This window comes from Dyella sp., from assembly GCF_035685885.1.
In the GTDB taxonomy this organism is placed as follows: domain Bacteria; phylum Pseudomonadota; class Gammaproteobacteria; order Xanthomonadales; family Rhodanobacteraceae; genus Dyella.
The window spans coordinates 1-16,193 of sequence record NZ_DASRZX010000162.1; the positions used below are offsets into that span (position 1 = coordinate 1).

The window sequence follows — 16,193 nt, forward strand, 5'->3', positions numbered from 1 at the left end:
CACCATCGCCTGCTGGAACCCATCGGCTATATTCCGCCTGCAGAGGCTGAAGCAAACTACTATCGGCAACTCGCCAGTCAAGCCACCCGCGTGGCGGCATGACTTAACCCAACGGGCCTCCACGAAACCCGGGGCGATTCACGATGGCCCCTTTCCTCGCGGCGACGCGAAGGTAGTCTCAGTGCGAGAAGACTGAGTTAGCCACCAGCAGGCGGAACAGCAAGTGCTCGCGCTAAAGCGCTATCTACGCGTCACTCGCGAATGCATGTCCCACTCATCGATCAGCTTTCGCCCCACCGACGCCAGCGCATTGATCGCCGGCAGCAATTCGCGTCCCAGAGAGGTGAGTGCGTACTCGGCCGATGGTGGCGACGTATCCAGCACGTGCCGGGTCACCAATCCTCTTGATTCCAGCTCGCGCAGACGCGCGCTCAGCACTCGCGCGGAAATGCGCGGCAGGTCGTGGCGCAATTCGCCGAAGCGACGCGGTTCGCCACTCAACAGCCACACGACATTGGGTGCCCACGCGCCACGCAGCAGGCCGAGCACTTCGCTGAGCGGGCAAGCGGGCGGTGGTTCGACTTTGCTCTTGCGGACGGGAAGGCCCATGGTGGTACCGGTAACTGGGTGGTTACCGGATTTTAGGCGTAACCACGGGTTAGGTGGTATCCAACAGTAACCATGGGTGGCTAGCATGGCCCCTGCTCCGCGACGGGACGTCGCGTCGAAGATTCCCCCACCACTGGAGATATGCCATGAAGCTTTACTACGCCACCGGCGCCTGCTCGCTTTCCCCGCACATCGTCGCGCTGGAAGCCGGTATCGCGCTGGAGCTGGAGAAGGTCGACACCAAGGAGAAGCGCACTGCGAGCGGCGCCGACTATTGGCAGATCAATCCCAAGGGTTATGTGCCGGCGCTGGCGCTGGACAACGGCGAACTGCTGACCGAAGGCCCGGCCATCGTGCAATACCTCGCCGACCAGAAGCCCGACAGCAAGCTCGCGCCTGCCAACGGCACGGCGGAGCGCTATCGGTTGCAGGAAATGCTCGGCTACATCAATTCCGAACTGCACAAGAGCTACACGCCGCTGTTCAAGCCGGACACCACCGACGCGGTGAAGCAGGAACGCAAGGAATACCTGCGCAAGCGTTACGCTTTGATCGAACAGCGCCTGGCCAAGCACGACTGGCTGGTGGGTGACCATTTCAGCGTGGCCGATGCCTATCTGTTCACGGTGACCAACTGGGCCAAGCACGTGGATCTGGATTTGTCGGATTTCCCCGCGCTGCTGGCGTTCCAGAAGCGCGCGGGCGCGCGGCCCAAAGTGCAGGAAGCGATGGTGGCGGAAGGCCTGATCAAGTCGGCGGCCTGATTTACTGATGAACTGTGGGAGCGCATCCTGTGCGCGACACGCCTGCGGAGCGGTGAAGCTGTAACTCCGCGGTCGCGCACTGGGTGCACTCCCACAACGCTGTTGTTGCCGGGTTAGATGTCCTTCGCCAGCGGCTCGGCGAGGCCGATATAACCACCCGGCGTGAGGTCGAGCAGGCGCTGCTTCGCATCGGCTGGCAGGTCGAGGCCGGTGATGAAGGTGCGCATGGAGTCCTTGGTGATGCCCTGGCCGCGCGTCAGTGCCTTGAGCTGTTCGTACGGCTCCGGCAAACCATAGCGGCGCATCACGGTCTGCACTGCCTCGGCCAGCACTTCCCAGCTTGCGTCGAGGTCGGCGGCAAGACGGTCGGCATTGATGGTGAGTTTGCCCAGGCCCTTCTTCAACGATTCCAGCGCCACCAGGGTGTGGCCGAACGCCGTGCCCAACGCACGCAGCACGGTGGAGTCGGTGAGGTCGCGCTGCCAGCGGCTGATCGGCAGCTTCTCGGCAAAGTGGCCGAGCAGGGCATTGGCGAGACCGAAGTTGCCTTCGGCGTTTTCGAAGTCGATCGGATTGACCTTGTGCGGCATGGTCGACGAACCGACTTCACCCGCCTTCAGCGCCTGCTTGAAATAGCCCAGCGAGATGTAGCCCCAGATGTCGCGCGCCAGGTCGATCAGGATGATGTTGGCGCGGCGGATCACGTCGCAATATTCGGCGACGCCATCATGCGGCTCGATCTGCGTGGTGTACGGGTTGTAGTCCAGGCCCAGGCTTTCCACGAAGCGCTGCGAGAACGCGCGCCAGTCCAGTTCCGGATAGGTGATGGCATGCGCGTTGTAGTTGCCCACGGCGCCGTTGATCTTGCCGGGGATTTCCAGCGCGACGAGCTGCTTGCGTTGACGCTCCAGGCGCGCGACCACGTTGGCCAGTTCCTTGCCCAGCGTGCTCGGCGAAGCGGTCTGGCCGTGCGTGCGCGAGAGCATCGGCAGCGCGGCGTTTTCATGGGCCAGCTCACGCAGCCTGGTGATGATGCCGTCGATCATCGGCAGCAGCACCTGCTCGCGCGCGTCGCGCAGCATCAGCGCGTAGGAGAGGTTGTTGATGTCCTCGCTGGTGCAGGCGAAGTGCACGAACTCCTTGGCCTGCGCCAGCGACGCGTCGTTGCCGATGCGTTCCTTGATGAAGTATTCCACCGCCTTCACGTCGTGGTTGGTGGTGGCCTCGATGGTCTTGATGCGGGCACCGTCATCGACGCTGAAATCCGCCGAGATGCCCTTGAGCCGGGCGATCTGGTCGGCGGTGAATGCCGGCAACTCTTCGATGCCCTGGTCGGCGGCCAGCGCCAGCAGCCACTCGATCTCCACATGCACGCGGCGGTGCATGAGGCCGAACTCGCTGAAGATCGGGCGCAGCGTTTCGACCTTGCTGGCGTAGCGGCCGTCCAGCGGTGACAGGGCGGTCAGGGCGTGGGAGGACATCGGGGGTGTTCCAAGGCGGGAAAGGGGAGATTTTACAACAGGGGCGGGATGGGGCGGATTTGGCGCCTCTGGCGAGGGCGCGAAGCTTTACTCCCTCTCCCCTCCGGGGAGAGGGTTGGGGTGAGGGGCCAATCTAGCCTCATCGCGGATTGGTGCGCCCGCACGCTCCTGTAGGAGCGCACTCAGTGCGCGACCGCCTTTCGCCGCAGTCCCCATCGTCATTCCCGCGAGGCGCTTTTCAACAGCCGCTGGCTGGTCAAGCGGGAATCCAGTGACTTAGCTCTCGGCTTCAGGACCTGCTGTTCCCGCAGCTTGCTCGCCTGCCGCAGGCTTCCGGACCGCTGCCGCGGCCCGGGTCACTTCTCTTTGCTTGGCCAAAGAGAAGTAACCACCGTGAAGGTGGCAATGCCACCGTGAAGGTGGCAATGCCAAGAGAAAGGCCACCCCGATGCCGCGCCCCTTCGGGGGCGCGGGCGGGAGGCGGGGTAGATCGACTGGGCATCCTGCCCTGACGATCCACTGGCCGGCATCCCTGCCGCCCACCCTGCGGGCTGTTCCACCTCCCGCCTGCTCGCGTCATAGGGGACTGAAGTTCAAAAGCCACGGCCACAGGCACAGCCAGAGCGAGAGCGGGAGCCGCGCATCGCAGAAGCAGACGAACTCACTGAGGTTTTCCACAGCAGGTGTGGAAGCAGATGGGAGAAGCCTGTGGATAGGTGCCCTAAACGCTTGATGCCAAAGAAGGCAGCTACACGCTGCTACATCTTTGCTCACCGCGATGTGCCGCGCAGCGGCACGAGCGTTCGAGGAGCCCCTGTGTGGCGGTAGGGGGTGGACGAATAGGCCCCGCAGGGGTGTCCGACATGGACGTCGGGCACTTTTCGTCCGGGCAGGAGCCCGGTCGAAAAGCCCGGCCGCGCCTCACGAACTGGCCGGGCCGTAGGTCCGGTCAGCGCCATGCGGGATGCCCTTCTCTGTGGTCACTTTCTCTTGGGCAAGCAAGAGAAAGTGACCCGGCCTCCGGCAGAAGGACGGAAGCCCGCGGCGGGCGAGCCCGCTGGCGACAATGGAAGATCAAAGGCGAAAGTCACTGGACTACTCGCGAAGCTCGCCCCTTCGGGCGCCCTGCGGGCGTTCTGCGCGCTTCGCGCTTGTACAGCCTTCGCAGGAGTGACGAATAGGAAGGGCCGCGGCGAAAGGCAGCCGCGCACAGGGTGCGCTCCTACAGTAGGGGCAAGTGACGCGTGCGCCTCCCTTGGCAGCCCACTAACGCGCCCCGACCTATAGTCGAACCCATCTCCCCGAGGAATACCAAGGTCATGAGCCAGTTCCGCATCGAACGCGACAGCATGGGCGAACTCAAGGTGCCGGCCAGGGCGCTATACGGGGCGCAGACACAGCGCGCCGTCGACAACTTCCCGATTTCCGGCATGCGCATGCCACGCGACTTCATCCGCGCGCTGGGCCTGATCAAGGCCGCGGCAGCCGATGCGAATTTCCTGCTGGGTCATCTGAAGAAAAACCAGGCGCATGCCATCCGCAAGGCGGCGCTGGCAGTGGCCGAGGGCGAGTATGACGACCAGTTTCCGATCGATGTGTTCCAGACCGGTTCCGGCACCAGCACCAACATGAATGCGAACGAGGTGATTGCCCACGTCGCCAGCCAGGGCAGTCTGAAGGTGCACCCCAACGATCACGTCAACTATGGGCAGAGCTCCAACGATGTGATCCCAACGACCATCCATGTGAGTGCCACGCTCACCACCAGCCAACGGTTGCTGCCGGCGCTCAAGCATCTCAAGCGCACCATCGAACGGCGTGCGCGTGAACTGCGCAACGTGCCCAAGACCGGTCGCACGCACCTGATGGATGCGATGCCGGTGACCTTCGGCCAGGAACTGTCGGGCTGGGCGGCGCAGATCGGCACGGCGATCGAGCGCATCCAGGACAGCCTGATGCGCATGCGTCGCCTGCCGCTCGGTGGCACCGCCGTCGGTACCGGCATCAACGCGGACCCGAAGTTTGGCCTCAACGTCGCCCGGGAACTGAAGAAGCTCACCGGCGTCAGCTTCGAGTCGGCCGGCAATTTCTTCGAGGGCATGGCGGCCCAGGATGCGGCGGTGGAATTGTCGGGGCAGCTGAAAACGCTGGCGGTGGCGCTGATGAAGATCGCCAATGACCTGCGCTGGATGAATTCCGGACCGCTGGCCGGCCTGGGGGAGATCGAGTTACCAGCGCTGCAACCCGGTTCGTCGATCATGCCGGGCAAGGTGAATCCGGTGATTCCCGAGGCCACGGCGATGGTGGCCGCGCAGGTGATCGGCAACGACGCCGCGATCACCATTGCCGGCCAGTCTGGCAACTTCCAGCTCAACGTGATGCTGCCGCTGGTGGCGCACAACCTGCTGCAGTCGATCGGCATTCTTTCCAACGTCAGTGTGCTGTTGGCCGACAAGGCCATCGCCGGTTTCAAGGTGAACACGGCGCATGTGAAAGAGGCGCTGGCGAAGAATCCGATCCTGGTGACCGCGCTCAACCCAGTGATCGGTTACGAAAAGGGCGCGGCGACGGCCAAGCAGGCATACAAGGAAAAGCGGCCGATTCTGGATGTGGCGCTGGAGACTACTGGCCTCTCAAAGGCCGATCTGCAGAAGTTGCTCGATCCGATGACGCTGACCAAGGGTGGCATTCATGGCGGTGGCGGGGGAGGCGGTTGAGGCGTCCCACTTATCAGTTGTTGTAGGAGCGCACCCAGTGCGCGAAAAGTGGACGGAGCGATGACGCCCAACCGCCGCGGTCGCGCACTGGGTGCGCTCCTACGTGTCATACCGGTTTAGTGCCTGGTGTCCTTGCGGCACTTCTCGATGTTCGCGTCGTCCAACGCATGCGCATACGGCTTGAACGCCTCCAACTGCGTGGCGAGTTCGTCCTGTGCCGTTTTCATGCTGACGAGGTCGTCGCAGATCTTGGCGGCGGCAGCCTTCACGTCGGCCGCGGCCTCATCAGCCTTGGCGCTCGCCTCATCCGCATTCGCACTGCCGGTGATCTTGCCGGCGGCGGCGCCGATGGCCTTGGTCGCCGTGGCCACGCCCGCCTTGCCGGTAGCAATGGCGTCGGTTCGCATGGCCTGCGCGGCAGCGTTGTATCGCTGCAGCAGCGCGCGTTGCGCGTCGTTGACGGTCACGTCGTGACCATCGATGGCGAGCTGGCCGTGGGCGTCGACCGTGGCATCCGGTGCTCCCGAGGCGCGAACGGTCACGCTTCCTTCATGCAGCGTGATGCGGTTGTTGATGATGTCGGTGCTGCCGCCGAACACCTGGACATCGCTGCCTGAGCCGCCGCTGCACGCGGCCGTCAACGTGGCCATGGCAAGCAACAAGGGCAAGTAACGGTGGATCATCGTGTTCACTCCTCAACGTGGAAAGGGAAGGTCGGCGCAGGGTGGATGCGGCATGCCGCGTGCTTCGCTACTGCTCCACTCGGGATGATCGTAGGGGATGTCGTTGTCCCAGAACCATGGATAGCACGTCGCTCCGAGCGTGATGTCCAGCAAATAGCGGTAGATGCCCTCGGCATGGGAGCTGTTGCTCATGATCATCACGCAATCCTGCGAGGCTTGCAGGCACAGGACGAGGTTGTTAGTGCCATCGTCATGCCCGGTCTTGAACCAGGCTGGCCCTTGCGGCGATCGATAGACGGCCACGCCGCTGGCATAGGAAAGCGCAATGTCGTCGTTGTCCGAGGTAGTAGCGGTATCCAGCGTGGGGAATTGCTGCGCGGAATGGATGCGGATCACCGGACGTAGCCAATCCGCGTGTGCGCCGGCACTCAGTCCATCACCGCGCACCATGCCGGCCAGCAGTTGTGCGTAATCGTGGGGCGTGGTGTCCATGGAGCCGGCCGCGCGCACCGATTCCCGATGCTTGTGTTCCAGCGGCTTGCCGGCCTCGTCGTAGTTCACGGCGAGGTTGTCGGCAAAGGCATCGCGCCATGTCATGCCGGTGCGCGTCATGCCGAAACGGTCGAACAGTTGCCGCTGCATCAGCTCGCCGACATCCACACGCGTGCCTTCTTCCAGCGCGAACTGCAGCAGGTTGATGCCTTCTCCGGAATAGGCGAAGCGCGCGCCGGGATCGAAGGCGATGGTCAGCTTGCCCTTGGGATCGTAGCCAGCGGAGGTGAAGAATCGGAAATTGGGAAAGCCGGCGGTGTGGGCCAGCAGCATGCGAAGCGTGATGCTGCGCCAGCGTTCGTCGCCGGCGAGATCGGCATACTTGGCGTAGTCAGGCAGTGGTTTGGGCAGCAAGTTGGTGATGGGCTTGTCCAGCGCCAGGCGATGTTCGTCTACCAGGGTCATCACGGCATAGCTGAAGGCAGCCTTGGTAATCGAGGCCGCGTACATGACCGTGTCGACGGTCAGCGGCTGGTGGTTGGCCGTATCACGCTCTCCGTAAGCGTGCAGGTAGGTGACCTGTCCATGCTCGACCAGCGCAAGCGCGAGACCGGGAACATGGGCCGCCCGCATCAGCTGTTCCACGCGCTGGTCCAGCGCCTTGCCTCGAAGCCTGGATTCGTCGGTGCCGGCGTGCGCACTGCTGAAACCGCAGGCCAGGCACGCAAGGAAAAGGGCAAGCCACTGGCGCATATCCTCTCCTCGAAAGGTTGTCCCGCCCGCACTCCGCATCCATGCGGAAACTACGGGCGCGACAGGAACCATCAAACTGTCGCCGCGTGCCTGTCGAAACGCGTGGGCGGAGACGATCGCAACGAGTGCGTGGCCGCCGGGTTCAACCGGATCAATCGAACACCACGCCTTCCTTGCTGTTCTTGTCCGTGTGCTTGCCGCAATCGTCGACGTCTTTTTGCGTCATCGTCGCGTACGGCTGGAAGGCAGGCAGGGCGGCGGCGAGTTTCTGCTGCGAGGTCATGAGGTCGGGCATGCGCTTGCACAGTTGCCTGGCTGCAGCCTCGATCTTGTCGGTCTGCGGCTTGATGTCGGCTTCGATCTGCTGGTCGCTCTTGCCGCTGAGCTTGCCGAAGATTGCTTCCCTCGCCATGCCAAGCCCCATGTTGGCGCTACTCGCGCCGATGTCCATGCCGGCGCTTGCGATGCCGATGATCTGTTGGCGGTAGTCCACCAGCAAGGCGTGCTGTTCGGGCGTGGCATCCACCGGATGGCCCGCGATCACCAGCTGGCCTTCCGGAGTGATGACGGCTTTCGCGCGAGTGCCGCTGTCATGCGAGGAGTGGCCGCCGACATGGATCTGGGTGACGTCGATGTCCTTGGTGAGCAGTTCCTGCTTGGCCTGGTCGATGCCCTTCTGGATTTCCGCGCCGATGAGCGACGGCGAGGTCTGCTTCTGCGCCTCCTTCATGGCCTGCGCCACATCGCTGTTGCTGCCGTGGTCGGACGAGCTGCAGGCCGCCAGTGGCAACAGCAGGGTCAAGGCCAGGAAGCGGCTGGCGACTGCGTTGGTTCCCATGATGTATCTCCCCCGAGCAAATGCAGTTGGATGTCAGCTGTCGTCGCGAACCCGGCGATACCAGATGGCGCCGGCGATCAATGCCGCACCGGCCAGCACACCGAGCCACAGATTGGGCGAGGCGAGCAGGGTGTAGGTGTGCATCGGCGACAGCACGCTCAGCGGGTTGTGGGCATCGCCCAGATCGGCAGTGGCTTCCAGGGCGCTGTCGCTGTAGACGATGTTGGAGCCCGGGAACACGCTGAGCAGGGCGCGTTGCACGATGTTCTTCCAGAACCACACGGTGGGCAGGTTGAACAGGCCCATGATGCCGAACCAGCTCACCAGCAGACCCAGCACCGCCGGTACCGCCACTGCCCACAGGAAGGGCTTAGTGCGTGCCCAGGCCGAGCAGAACATCAGCCAGCCGACGGAAGGAACGGCCCACAGTGCATACAGCGGAATGCTGGTGACCAGCGTGGCCACGGCGCGGAACGGATGGGCCAGGCCCAGCAGCTCCCATGCGTTCACATGATGCAAGGACAGCACCAGGGCGAAGATCACCAGCTGTATCAGTCCGCTGACGACGGCGATCACCACGGCGATGACAGGCGCCAGGATCGTGGCGCTGACCACCTTCGACAGCACGGTGTTGGTATTGGAAATCGGCAGGGACTTCCAGAACAGGATGCTGCGGTCGCGTCGGTCGTCGTAAAGCGAGCCGAGACAGTAGAACAGCACCACGATGCCCATCACGATGCCGATCAGCCCCATGGAGGACATCATGACGATGTCGAGGCCCGCACCGATCTGCGCCAGGTCGCCCTCGTTGGCCTTGGCCACCATCATCTGCCAGTTGCTGCCGCCGATCTCGATGCCATGCCGTGCGCCGAGTACTTCGGCGGTGATGATGGCCATGATGTTGAGCACGAGAAAGACCGCGCCCGTGATCACCGGGGCCCATAGGAAGCCGCCGCGGTGTTCCCAGAATTCGCGTTTCACGAGCCAGTAGAAGGTTTTCATGCGTAGGTTCCCTTCATGGTGGCAACAAACAGGTCACTGACGGTGGGGCGGCGTACCTCGCCCATGCTTTCCAGCGTGGCGCGGTCGGCGCCGTCGAACAGGAAGATGCTTTTGCCGAACACCTGCCGCTCATCCAGCGGCTTCATGCTGCGTGCGGTGGCGGCCTTGTCGGCGCTCACCATTACCTCGGCGAAGCGCTCGCCCACCGCGTCCATGTCGGCATCCAGCACGATCTTGCCGTCGCGGATGAACATCAGGTCGGTAAGGATGTGTTCTATCTCTTCCACCTGGTGCGTGGTGACGATGATCGTCTTGTTCTCGTCGAAGTAATCCTCCAGCAGGCTCTGGTAGAACTGCTTGCGATAGAGGATGTCCAGGCCGAGTGTCGGCTCGTCCAGCACCAGCAGGCGGGCGTCGATGGCCATCACCAGGGCCAGGTGCAATTGCACGATCATGCCCTTGGACATCTGCTTCACGCGCATGTCCGGTGTCAGCTTGGTGCGGGCGAGGAAAGCCTGGCACTTGGCGCGGTTGAAGCGCGGGTGCACGTTGGCCACGAAATCGACGGCCTCGCGTACCCGGATCCAGCGTGGCAGCACCGCCACGTCGGCGATGAAGCAGACCTGTTCCATCAGCTGGTCGCGCTGCGTGCGAGGGTCCAGGCCCAGCACGTTCAGCTCGCCCTGGAAATCGGTGAGGCCCAGGATGGCCTTCAGTGCGGTGGTCTTGCCGGCGCCGTTGGGCCCGATCAGGCCCACGATGCGGCCGGACTCGATGCGGAAGTTCACATGATCCAGCGCGACGGTGTTCTTGTAGCGCTTGTTCAATCCGCTGGCAGTCACGACCGCGTTCATGGCTGGTTCTCCCCGTTGGCCGACGCATTGTCGGCGGTTTCGCGCACCAGGGTTTTAAGATCCAGCCCAAGGCGTTGCAGCCGGGCGTAAAGCGCTGGCCATTCTTCGCGAAGGAAGCGCTCGCGTTCTGACTTGAGCAACGCCTCCCTGGCTCCATCGATCACGAACATGCCCAATCCCCTCCTTTTTTCCACCAGTTGATCGTCGACCAGTTCCTGGTACGCCTTGGAGACGGTCAGCGGATTGATCTGAAAATCCGCGGCCACCTGGCGCACTGACGGCAGCGGGTCGCCCTCGTTCAAGGCGCCGTCCAGAATCATCGCAACCACGCGTTCGCGGAGCTGGCGATAAATCGGGACGCTGTCGTTCCAGGTGATGGTCATACGGTTATTCCTTGCTGCTGCTGATGCGACCGAACTGCGTGCCAAACGAATAGTAGGGCATGGCCAACTGAGCCCCGAGCGCGCCGCGGGCGGCGATGGCTTCCGGACGGAGCAGCGGGGAAGCCGTCAGGGCGGCCACGCCGGCGTCGGACAGAACGGCTGCGCGCATGTCTTCAGCCGTCGGGTGGACATTCACCGGAGCCAGGTCGATGACCTTGACGCCGTTGATCTCGGAAACCGGGAGACTGTGAACGTTGGAGTTGATGGCGGCCAGGCCTACCGTGGTGAACAGGGCAGCGGCGGTCAGTGCTAGCAGGTTATTCGCTTTCATGGCGGGTCTCCTTTAGTGACCTCGTGGACCGGTGTTGTAGTGAACTATAACACCATATCCAGAGGCGTCAATAGCCGGGATGAAAATTCGCAATATGACTGATGGCCTATAAAGCTGAACGAGTGTCAGGGCCGGCCCGGGCCCTTCCCGTGTCGCATAGCCTCGGCTTTAAGGCACGCGCATGGCAGAAGCGGTCATCAGCTATCCCGGATGACAGGCATCACCTCACGTGCTGCGGGTGTCGACCGTGCTTCAATGTCCTCGTTGCCTAGAAGGAAGCGGTCCATGGATGTCGGCCTGACAGGGCGTGTCGTAGTGATCACCGGTGCAAGCAAGGGCATCGGCCTGGCCTGCGCGGCCGCGTTCGCGCGCGAGGGGGCCAAGGTGGTGGGCGTCTCGCGGGGCATCGTTCACCTGCATGCGGCGCAGCACGAACTGCAGGGCGAGGGCCTGCATATCGACGTCGCCGCGGCCGACCTCAGCGACAGCGTCGAAGCGCAGATGGTGGCCGAGTACATCGAGAATGAATTCGGCCCGATCGATGCACTGGTCAATTGCGCCGGCGCCGCAAAACGCACGCCCGTCGCCGACCTTCATGCGGATGCCATGCATGCGGCGATGCAGGCGAAGTACTTCACCTACATGCACATCATCGACCCGGTGATCCGGCGCATGGCAGCGCGTGGCCGCGGCAGCATCGTCAACGTGATCGGGCAGGGCGGACGCCAGGCCAGTCCGCTGCATATCGGCGGTGGCGCCGCCAATGCGGCGTTGATGCTGGCCACGGTGGGCTATGCCTCCGCCTATGCGGCCAAAGGCGTGCGCGTGAATGCGATCAACCCCGGCATCACGCGCACCGGGCGCGTGCAGGAAGGCCTTGGCGCGGCATCCCGTGCCACGGGGCGGCCTGCCGACGAACTGCTTGCGGAACAGTTGGCGGAGATCCCCATGGGGCGCATGGCGGAACCGGAAGAGATCGCTCATGTGGCCGTATTCCTGGCCTCGCCGCTGGCCAGTTATGTCACCGGCGCGGTGATCCCCATGGATGGTGGCAAGACCAGCGTGATCTGACGCCACGGCTCGCCCGCCGCCGTCGTCCGGTTTCCTGGTGGCCGGCGAAAAATTCGGAATAGTCCCAAAGATCAGCGCGTCCGATTCGCGCAACATGGCCGTACTTCACCGATTTCCACGGCGTCGGTTCATCACACGCGATAGGTTTCTCTCCCTGCCAGCCATGGCCATGAAGGGCAGGTGGCCTGCGCTCCAAATGGCTGGCCGGAGGCCGCCGTCATCACCGCGGAGGTGGCCCCTGTCTCTTCGCATCGAATGCAGCGACAACGCACGACACCGGATGCTGAGCGACTACGCGTTGGTCGCGGTCGGCCATAGCGTGGTCCCTGAGGCTGGCCAGGTCATCTGCTGTTGTGGTGCGGCGTTGCCTCCGGGTCATCCGTTCCACCGCTTTCGCGCGATTCCGCACGCGCCCGGGGGCGTCGTGGACGCCTGTTTCACTGGTATCGATTGCCTGCAGGGGCTGATGGCGCTTGCCGGCGCGACCATCGTGCCTGCTCCATTCTGCGATCCCCTGAACCTGCTGGCCGTCGACAAGCACCGTCTGCTGGGCAACCACGACGAAGCGCCGCTGGGGCGCCTGTCGCCACTCAATCGCGAGGCGAATCACGTGCTCACCCTGCTCATGAAATGGATGACGCCACGCACCGGATCGGACATCGAGACACTGGCCGTTCGCCTTCATCAGAAACCCGCTGACGATCTGGATGCGTGGGACCTTCGCACACTCAACACCTTGGTGAACCGCGTTGCGTCCAGCGTGGGTGGCGACATGCAAGGTCTTGTGCAGGCGCTGGTGCGCCGGCACGGCTTGGGAGATCTTCCACCGGTGATGCATTTTCCGTACATCCGGCGCGGCTTGGCCGTCGTGGGTGCGTCCAGTTACGTGTGAGGGCCATGGCCGCCCCGTGCACCCGCCATCCGCTTTCCGGTCGACGGCAACGCCTACCTGCGCTCGCCCTTGTCCAGGCACCACCGTTGGAAGCACTTGTCGATTTCGTGGCGAAGGCGAGCACGGGGCCTGTGGCCGATTCGCATGCGTGCGTGCACCCGTTATGCCGGCGTCGCCTCTGTCGCGACAATAGCAAAGTGCTGCACTTGCGGTTCGAACTCGAGCAGGAAAAGTTCATCCTCCGGGTAGTACTTGGCCCGGAGCAGGTTCGCTCCGGCAAACCGGCGCACGGCGTCCTCGGAAACCCAATGCGTCACCGTCAGGAAATGGCTGGTATCGCCTTCATCGCGACGAAGTATCTCCACACGAAGATCGCCCTCGATGGCGCGATAGTCCGGTATCGCGCGCTGTTCAAGGAAGAGGGCATACGCGTCGGCTTTGCGTTTTGCCGTTCGTCCATGCCAGATACGACAGATCATGATCGTCTTCCAGGCGTCGGGTGGCTGATGCGCCCCTGCAGTGCGCGCCATGCGAGGCGTGCGCCCATGGTGTCTACTCGTCGTCGAAACCGGGATGTCCCGGCGCCTTGTTGAGAAGTTCCGTCCGGCGATCGGTTGCGAGAAGCACATAGCGTTCGTATTGGCGAAGGACGTCGGCAATGATTTCGTCGGCTAGCAGGTAGCTGATGACATAGCCTTCGCGACCATCGGCGAAGAAGGTCGTTACCTCATAGGCATCGGGATGTTCGCTTGCGTTGGCGGCACCTCGCGGCATGAAGGCGGGCGCGGCCTTCTTGACCACGCGTGCACCATAGACGAAATCACGCTGGCCCATGGCAGGCAAGGAAAGTTGCGCCACATCGAGGCTGCGCTGCATCTTCGCCTGGACGTTGCCTTGCCTGATTTCGGCGGCGACCTGTTCAAGCGCTGGCGTCACCGTGTGCTCGATGAACTGGCGCGCATCGGCCTCGGTGTGCTGTTTGAGGATGCGCGACAGCCGCAGGCGCCAGTGCTGCCCGGTCCAGAAACTGGTGGCGGGCGCCATGGTTTGCGAGGAATGCACCCGGTCCGCCTTCAGTCCACGCCATAGTCCATAGCAAAGCGCCAGCATGATGCAAGTGACTGGCAGCGCCGTGATCAGCGTTACCGCCTGGAGCGCCTTCAGTCCGCCCGCCACGATCAGCAACGCTGCCGTGACGCCGAGCAGCGCTGCCCAGAACAAGCGTTGCCAAACCGGCGAATTCGCCGCGCCTCGCGTGGCGATGGTGTCGATGACGTAGGCACCTGAATCGGCCGACGTCACGAAGAACACCGCGATCAGCAGGATGGCGACGATGGACAGAAGTTTGGTCAGCGGCAGGTAGTCGAAGAACCGGAACAGCAGGGCGTCGACATTGCCCGCGGTCTGCGCGAGTGCGCCCGTTGCATCGTGCGTATCCAGCCAGATAGCGCTGTTGCCGAACACGGTCATCCAGATCAGATTGAACGTCGTGGGCACCAGCAGCACGCCAACCACGAATTGCCGGATCGTGCGGCCACGCGAGATGCGTGCGATGAACATGCCCACGAAAGGCGACCAGGAAACCCACCACGCCCAGTACAGGATGGTCCAGCTGGCAAACCAGCCTTCCTCTCGTGGTGGCTGGTAGGCATACGTATGAAATGACAGGTCGATCAGGCTCGAAAGATAGTTGCCGATATTGTCGCCCAGCGCCCGCAGCAGGAACGAGGTCGGACCGGCGCAGGCCACGAACAGAAGCAGCAGGATGGCGAGCAACAGGTTGAGTTCGGACAGGATGCGCACGCCCTTGTCCAGCCCCGAGGCAGCGGATAGGCCTGCAAGCACCATGACGACTGCGATGAGGCCGATGCGGAACGTATCGCTGTCGGTTTCCCAGCCGCCCACGATATGCAGGCCCGCGCTCAGCTGCATCACCCCGAAGCCCAGCGTGGTGGCAATGCCGGCGACGGTACCGATCAGCGCAAACGCATCGACGGTATGTCCCATCCAGCCGTTTATACGTCCGCGCAAGACTGGATAAAGGCCCGAGCGGAACGTAAGCGGCAGGTTGTAGCGAAAGCCGAAATACGCCAGCACCAGGCCCATCACGGCATAGACGGCCCATGCGCTGAAGCCCCAATGGAAAAAGGTCATCAGCATGGCTTCCCGCGCGGCGTCCGGCGTGCCGGCGGCTGCATTGGGCGGGCGCAGGAAATGCTGGATGGGTTCGCCCACACCGAAGTACATCAGGCCAATACCCATGCCCGCCGCAAACAGCATGGCCGTCCACGAGACGAAGCTGAATTCCGGTTGCGCATCATCGGGCCCGAGCTTGATCTTGCCGAAGCTGCTGGTCGCCACGATGATCAGGAACGCAAGAAACGCGGCGACGGAGAGCACATAGAACCAATCGAAGTGCGCGATGACCCATCCCTGCATCGCGGCGAAACCCTCACCGGCTTTCGCTGGCCAGCATGCACAAACCACAAGCAGGCCACCCACGACCACGAGCGAAGGAATCACGACCTGGGACTTGAGCGTCGTGCGGAAGGATCTTGGACCGGTCTGCATGGTGAGGTTCCAGATGCATCGAAGGGCTGACGCTCGAAGCATTTCGCGCGCGTTCGTCCTGGCTGCTCCCCTTGGTATTCCAGAAAGACCACATGGCGCCTCGGCAAGCTTGGGCGCAGGTAGGGGCGGAAACAACGGTGCAACTACTGTTTGCGGCTGCGTAGAATTTCTTAGCCCGGACCTGCACAAGCCATCCCGGCAGGCCGCGACTTCCCCAGCGCCACATGCCCCCTCGACGCGTGCCTGGGGCATCCTGATTTCCATGCCATGTCGAGCCAGACATTCGCCCAATGGCCTTCAGGCAATCCCTCGGGCCACCACGGGCAAAGAAAAAGGCCGGAGCCCCCATTGGGACTCCGGCCTCTTGAAACGTCCGAGGACGTCGAGTTGGTGGAGGTGGCGGGAGTCGAACCCGCGTCCGAAGGCGTTTGACGCCCAGTACTACATGCTTAGCTCGCCGTTAGATCTCGTCCCGCGACAGCACAGCGTGCAAAGCGCATCGAAGGACCAGCCTGCTTGATTTGACCCTTGCCGACAGGCGGCAGCTTCGGGCGATCTCGTGATAATGACCCTACATCCACGAGCACGAGCACAAGTGGGTTCGGGGCTAGGCCTTAAGCGGCCAGAGCGTAGTTGTCGTCGTTGGCAACTATGAGTTTTGCCGCTGGATTAACGAGGAAAGCTGCCCCCTCGGCATGCACCAAGCCATCTCACTACCCCCGTCGAAGCCATGACACCCCCGGGGAAAGATG

At 63.1% G+C, this 16,193-nt stretch carries 15 protein-coding genes and 1 other RNA gene; 4 read left to right on the forward strand and 12 right to left on the reverse strand.

Annotation, left to right across the window (positions count from 1 at the left end; translation table 11 throughout):
- Positions 1-240 precede the first annotated feature (240 nt).
- Complete coding sequence (locus tag VFG49_RS18575) at positions 241-609, reverse strand: helix-turn-helix domain-containing protein (protein WP_324863361.1); 369 nt, start codon at positions 607-609, stop codon at positions 241-243.
- A 146-nt stretch (positions 610-755) separates the two neighbouring features.
- Between VFG49_RS18575 and gstA the strand changes: the two genes are divergently transcribed.
- Positions 756-1,373: a glutathione transferase GstA gene (gene gstA, locus VFG49_RS18580; RefSeq protein WP_324863363.1), complete on the forward strand. Its 618-nt coding sequence runs from the start codon at positions 756-758 to the stop codon at positions 1,371-1,373.
- Between the two features lie 113 nt (positions 1,374-1,486).
- Here gstA and purB read toward each other — a convergent pair whose 3' ends face one another.
- Positions 1,487-2,854, reverse strand: a complete 1,368-nt coding sequence (purB, locus tag VFG49_RS18585; RefSeq protein ID WP_324863366.1) for an adenylosuccinate lyase — start codon at positions 2,852-2,854, stop codon at positions 1,487-1,489.
- A gap of 1,319 nt (positions 2,855-4,173) precedes the next feature.
- Here purB and VFG49_RS18590 point away from each other — a divergent pair.
- Positions 4,174-5,571: a class II fumarate hydratase gene (locus tag VFG49_RS18590; protein WP_324863368.1), complete on the forward strand. Its 1,398-nt coding sequence runs from the start codon at positions 4,174-4,176 to the stop codon at positions 5,569-5,571.
- A 116-nt stretch (positions 5,572-5,687) separates the two neighbouring features.
- Here the strand turns inward: VFG49_RS18590 and VFG49_RS18595 are convergent, their stop codons facing one another.
- From VFG49_RS18595 to VFG49_RS18625, 7 genes are all read right to left on the reverse strand, one after another.
- Positions 5,688-6,254 (reverse strand): DUF2884 family protein, encoded by a 567-nt coding sequence (locus VFG49_RS18595; protein WP_324863370.1) that lies wholly within the window; start codon positions 6,252-6,254, stop codon positions 5,688-5,690.
- Positions 6,255-6,266: 12 nt separating this feature from the next.
- Positions 6,267-7,499: a serine hydrolase domain-containing protein gene (locus VFG49_RS18600; RefSeq protein ID WP_324863372.1), complete on the reverse strand. Its 1,233-nt coding sequence runs from the start codon at positions 7,497-7,499 to the stop codon at positions 6,267-6,269.
- A gap of 151 nt (positions 7,500-7,650) precedes the next feature.
- A complete protein-coding gene (locus VFG49_RS18605) occupies positions 7,651-8,337 on the reverse strand; it encodes a hypothetical protein (RefSeq protein WP_324863374.1) in 687 nt (228 codons plus the stop codon).
- Positions 8,338-8,370: 33 nt separating this feature from the next.
- On the reverse strand, positions 8,371-9,339 hold the full coding sequence (locus VFG49_RS18610; RefSeq protein WP_324863376.1) for a hypothetical protein: 969 nt from the start codon (positions 9,337-9,339) through the stop codon (positions 8,371-8,373).
- Complete coding sequence (locus tag VFG49_RS18615) at positions 9,336-10,193, reverse strand: ABC transporter ATP-binding protein (RefSeq protein ID WP_324863378.1); 858 nt, start codon at positions 10,191-10,193, stop codon at positions 9,336-9,338. Before VFG49_RS18615 ends, VFG49_RS18610 begins: the two co-directional genes overlap by 4 nt.
- A complete protein-coding gene (locus VFG49_RS18620; RefSeq protein ID WP_324863380.1) occupies positions 10,190-10,576 on the reverse strand; it encodes a GntR family transcriptional regulator in 387 nt (128 codons plus the stop codon). The genes VFG49_RS18615 and VFG49_RS18620 overlap by 4 nt, the downstream gene beginning before the upstream one ends.
- 4 nt (positions 10,577-10,580) lie before the next feature.
- Complete coding sequence (locus VFG49_RS18625) at positions 10,581-10,907, reverse strand: hypothetical protein (RefSeq protein WP_324863382.1); 327 nt, start codon at positions 10,905-10,907, stop codon at positions 10,581-10,583.
- A gap of 285 nt (positions 10,908-11,192) precedes the next feature.
- Between VFG49_RS18625 and VFG49_RS18630 the strand changes: the two genes are divergently transcribed.
- Both VFG49_RS18630 and VFG49_RS18635 read left to right on the forward strand, forming a co-directional pair.
- Positions 11,193-11,978, forward strand: coding sequence for an SDR family NAD(P)-dependent oxidoreductase (locus VFG49_RS18630; RefSeq protein ID WP_324863384.1), 786 nt, complete (start codon positions 11,193-11,195; stop codon positions 11,976-11,978).
- 280 nt (positions 11,979-12,258) lie between these two features.
- A complete protein-coding gene (locus tag VFG49_RS18635; RefSeq protein WP_324863386.1) occupies positions 12,259-12,870 on the forward strand; it encodes a hypothetical protein in 612 nt (203 codons plus the stop codon).
- Between the two features lie 161 nt (positions 12,871-13,031).
- Here VFG49_RS18635 and VFG49_RS18640 read toward each other — a convergent pair whose 3' ends face one another.
- From VFG49_RS18640 to ssrA, 3 genes are all read right to left on the reverse strand, one after another.
- Positions 13,032-13,349, reverse strand: coding sequence for a hypothetical protein (locus VFG49_RS18640; protein ID WP_324863388.1), 318 nt, complete (start codon positions 13,347-13,349; stop codon positions 13,032-13,034).
- 73 nt (positions 13,350-13,422) lie between these two features.
- Positions 13,423-15,441, reverse strand: a complete 2,019-nt coding sequence (locus VFG49_RS18645) for a BCCT family transporter (RefSeq protein WP_324863391.1) — start codon at positions 15,439-15,441, stop codon at positions 13,423-13,425.
- Positions 15,442-15,829: 388 nt separating this feature from the next.
- Positions 15,830-16,182, reverse strand: a transfer-messenger RNA (tmRNA) gene (gene ssrA / locus VFG49_RS18650).
- Positions 16,183-16,193 lie beyond the last annotated feature (11 nt).

Excerpts from the sequence above, each read along its gene's own strand:
- VFG49_RS18575 (WP_324863361.1), bottom strand. The coding sequence starts at position 609 with ATGGGCCTTCCCGTCCGCAAGAGCAAAGTCGAACCACCGCCCGCTTGC.
- gstA (WP_324863363.1), top strand. The coding sequence starts at position 756 with ATGAAGCTTTACTACGCCACCGGCGCCTGCTCGCTTTCCCCGCACATC.
- purB (WP_324863366.1), bottom strand. The coding sequence starts at position 2,854 with ATGTCCTCCCACGCCCTGACCGCCCTGTCACCGCTGGACGGCCGCTAC.
- VFG49_RS18590 (WP_324863368.1), top strand. The coding sequence starts at position 4,174 with ATGAGCCAGTTCCGCATCGAACGCGACAGCATGGGCGAACTCAAGGTG.
- VFG49_RS18595 (WP_324863370.1), bottom strand. The coding sequence starts at position 6,254 with ATGATCCACCGTTACTTGCCCTTGTTGCTTGCCATGGCCACGTTGACG.
- VFG49_RS18600 (WP_324863372.1), bottom strand. The coding sequence starts at position 7,499 with ATGCGCCAGTGGCTTGCCCTTTTCCTTGCGTGCCTGGCCTGCGGTTTC.
- VFG49_RS18605 (WP_324863374.1), bottom strand. The coding sequence starts at position 8,337 with ATGGGAACCAACGCAGTCGCCAGCCGCTTCCTGGCCTTGACCCTGCTG.
- VFG49_RS18610 (WP_324863376.1), bottom strand. The coding sequence starts at position 9,339 with ATGAAAACCTTCTACTGGCTCGTGAAACGCGAATTCTGGGAACACCGC.
- VFG49_RS18615 (WP_324863378.1), bottom strand. The coding sequence starts at position 10,193 with ATGAACGCGGTCGTGACTGCCAGCGGATTGAACAAGCGCTACAAGAAC.
- VFG49_RS18620 (WP_324863380.1), bottom strand. The coding sequence starts at position 10,576 with ATGACCATCACCTGGAACGACAGCGTCCCGATTTATCGCCAGCTCCGC.
- VFG49_RS18625 (WP_324863382.1), bottom strand. The coding sequence starts at position 10,907 with ATGAAAGCGAATAACCTGCTAGCACTGACCGCCGCTGCCCTGTTCACC.
- VFG49_RS18630 (WP_324863384.1), top strand. The coding sequence starts at position 11,193 with ATGGATGTCGGCCTGACAGGGCGTGTCGTAGTGATCACCGGTGCAAGC.
- VFG49_RS18635 (WP_324863386.1), top strand. The coding sequence starts at position 12,259 with ATGCTGAGCGACTACGCGTTGGTCGCGGTCGGCCATAGCGTGGTCCCT.
- VFG49_RS18640 (WP_324863388.1), bottom strand. The coding sequence starts at position 13,349 with ATGATCTGTCGTATCTGGCATGGACGAACGGCAAAACGCAAAGCCGAC.
- VFG49_RS18645 (WP_324863391.1), bottom strand. The coding sequence starts at position 15,441 with ATGCAGACCGGTCCAAGATCCTTCCGCACGACGCTCAAGTCCCAGGTC.